1 protein-coding gene is annotated in these 3598 nt (G+C 66.1%); it reads left to right on the plus strand.

The genetic code is table 11. From position 1 onward, the window contains the following. A partial coding sequence (locus tag AC1DU6_RS23715) for a beta strand repeat-containing protein (protein ID WP_477860045.1) occupies nt 1–3598 on the plus strand: 3598 nt, incomplete at both ends.

Genomic DNA, 3598 nt, shown 5'->3' on the forward strand with positions numbered 1-3598 from the left:
CGCTGAACACGGACGACCTCAACAGCCTCACGTCCGACCAGTTCAACAAGCTCTCCACCGCCCAGGTGCAGGTGCTGACGACTGCTCAGCTGAGCAACCTGACGACGGACAACCTCAACGCGATGGGCTCGGCCCAGTTCGCCACGCTGAATTCGTCGCAACTGGGTTCGCTGACGTCGGACCAGTTGCCCAAGATGGAGACGGCCGATCTGCGCGCCGTCACGACTGCGGCACTGGCGGGCCTGAGCTCCGACCAGATCCTGACGCTGACCTCCGACGAGGTGGCGGGCCTGTCCACGGGACAGATTGCTTCGCTGTCCGCCACGCAAGTCAAGGGCCTGACGGCCGGTGACATGACGGCCCTGTCCACGGCCCAAGTTGGCGTGCTGAGCTCTAGCCAAGCGGCCGCATTGAGCACGGATCAGCTGTCAGCCATCGAGGCGGCCGACATGAAGTCGCTGACGACGGCCGCCCTGCGCGCCCTGTCCAGCACCCAGTTGGACGGCCTGACCTCGGACCAGTTGCGCGCGCTGAGCTCCAGCCAGATCAACTCGCTGACCACCGACCAGGTCCGCACGCTGAACACGGACGATCTCAACAGCCTGTCGTCCGACCAGTTCAACAAGCTTTCCACTGCCCAGATCCAGGTGCTGACGACCACTCAGCTCAGCAACCTGACGACGGACAACCTCAACGCCCTGGGCACGGCCCAGTTCGCATCGCTGAATTCCACGCAATTCGGTTCACTGACTTCTGACCAGTTGCCCAAGCTGGAAACCGCCGACCTGCGCGCCGTCACGACGGCCGCGCTGCGCGGCCTCTCCTCGGATCAGGTGCTGACGCTGAGCTCCGATGAGGTGTCCAGCCTCACGACCGCCCAGATCGGCTCGCTGACCACCAGCCAGATCCAAGGCCTGACGGCTGCTGACATGACGGCCTTGGGCACCGCCCAGGTGGCCGTGCTGAGTTCGGCTCAGGCACAGTCGCTGTCCACCGACCAGCTGTCGGCCATCGACGCGGCCGACATGAAGTCGTTGACGACGGCCGCCCTGCGCGCCCTGAGCAGCACCCAGCTCGACGGCCTGACCAGCGACCAGCTGCGCGGCCTGACCAGCACCCAGCTCAACGCGCTGACGACCAGCCCGCAGATCGTCAGCCTCAACACGGACGACCTCAACGTCCTGACGACGGATCAGATCTCCCGCCTGTCGACCTCGCAGATCCAGGCGCTGACGACGACGCAGCTGTCCAACCTGGCCACGGACAGCCTCAACGCGATGGGCTCGGCCCAGTTCGCGACACTGTCCTCCAGCCAGTTCGGCTCGCTGACGACCGACCAGCTGTCCAAGCTGGAAACGGCCGACCTGCGTGCCGTCACGACCAATGCGCTGCGCGGCCTGAGTTCCGACCAGGTSCAGTCGCTGACCTCCGACGAGGTGTCCAGCCTGTCCACGGGCCAGGTGGCGGCCTTCACSACCGCCCAGGTCAAGGGTCTCACCGCCGSCGACATGACGGCGTTGAGCACGGCCCAGGTCGCCGCGCTGAGCTCGGCGCAGGCCCAGAACCTGTCGACCGACCAACTGTCTGCYATTGATGCGGCCGACATGAAGTCGCTGACGACGGCGACCCTGCGCGCCCTGTCCAGCACCCAGCTGGACGGCCTGACCAGCGACCAACTGCGCGCCCTGACAAGTGCCCAGATCAACTCGCTGACGACCGACCAGGTCCGCACGCTGAACACGGACGACCTGAACAGCCTCACGTCCGACCAGTTCAACAAGCTCTCCACCGCCCAGGTCGCCGTACTGACGACGGCCCAGCTGAGCAGCTTGGCCAGCGACAACCTCAACGYCATGGGGACGGCCCAGTTCGCGACGCTGAACTCCAGTCAGTTCGGTTCGCTGACCTCCGACCAGTTGCCCAAGCTGGAGACGGCCGACCTGCGCGCCGTCACCACGGCAGCGCTGCGTGGCCTGTCTTCGGATCAGATCCTGACACTGAGCTCCGACGAGGTCTCCAGCCTCAGCACCGCCCAGATCGGCTCGCTCACGACGTCCCAGGTCCAGGGCCTGACGGCCGCCGACATGACGGCCCTGGGCACCGCCCAGGTGGCCGTGCTGAACTCCGCCCAGGCGTTTGCGCTGAGCACCGATCAGCTGTCCGCCATCGAGACCGGCGACATCCGCTTCCTGACCACGACCGCGCTGCGCGCCCTGACCAGCACCCAGCTGGATGGGCTGACCAGCGACCAGCTGCAATCGCTGACCTCGGCGCAGGTGAACTCGCTGACGACGGCCCAGCTGTCGACGATGAATAGCGACGACCTGAACGCGTTCACGACCGACCAGTTCGCTCGCATGAGCACGGGCCAGGTCCAGGCGTTGACGGCCGGCCAGCTGTCGCACCTGACGACGGACGATCTGACGGCCCTGGGAACACAGCACTACGCGGTGATGAACGCGACCCAGTTCGGTTCGCTGACAACCRACCAGCTGCCGAATCTGCAGACGGCCGACCTGCGCGCGGTGACGACGGCGGCGCTGTCGAGCCTGAACTCGGATCAGATCGCCTCGCTGCAGACCGAGCACATCGCCGCGCTCAGCACGGCCCAGGTGTTGTCGCTGTCCACCGCACAGATCCAGGGCCTGGCCGCAGCCGACCTGACGGCCATGGGCTCGGCGCAGATCTCGGTGCTGACCACGGCCCAGGTGAATTCGCTGTCCACCGACCAGATCGTGGCCATCGACTCCGACGACCTGGCCAAGCTGACTTCGGCATCGCTGCAGGCCATCACCAACACCCAGCTGGGTGCGCTGACCACCGATCAGCTGACCGGCCTGGGCACCCGCGTGTCGGTGCTGACGACCAGCCAGATCAACAACCTGGCCACCGACGACCTGAACACCTTCACGACGGCGCAGTTCGCGTCCCTGACCTCCACCCAGGTCAAGGCCTTCACGAACTCGCAGATCGCGGCGCTGGAAACCGACGACCTGCGCGCACTGACCACGGCCCACGTCGCCGCGATGAGCAATGCGCAGATCCAGGCCATCACCAGCGACCAGTTCAGCACGCTGAAGGCGACGCAGATCACGGCGCTGACCACGGCGCAGGCGGCGGCCTTGACCACGGATCAGATCCACAGCCTCACGACCGATCAGATCAGCGGCCTGGAAACCCGCGACATCACCGCCATGAGCATGGCTCAGCTCGACGCGCTGCAAGGCACGACCTTCGGCGAAATGAGCGCGGCGCAGATGAACGCCTACTTCAACGTCACGCCCATCGTGCTCGACCTGGATGGCCACGGCGTCAACACGCTGGCCGCCGCCCAGGGCGTGAACTTCGACCTGCTGGGCACCGGCCAGGCCAACAAGGTGGGCTGGGTGGCTGGCGGCGATGGCCTGCTGGTGATGGACCGCAACCATGACGGCCTCATCAACAGCGGCGGTGAACTCTTCGGCATGGGCACCGTGCTGGCCAACGGCAAGCATGCCAAGGATGGCTACGCCGCCATGGCCGAACAGGACAGCAACCATGACGGCAAGCTCGACAGCCACGACGCCAACTGGAAGCAGCTGCAGGTCTGGGTCGACGC

The sequence above is a fragment of the Roseateles sp. P5_B10 genome (assembly GCF_056400485.1).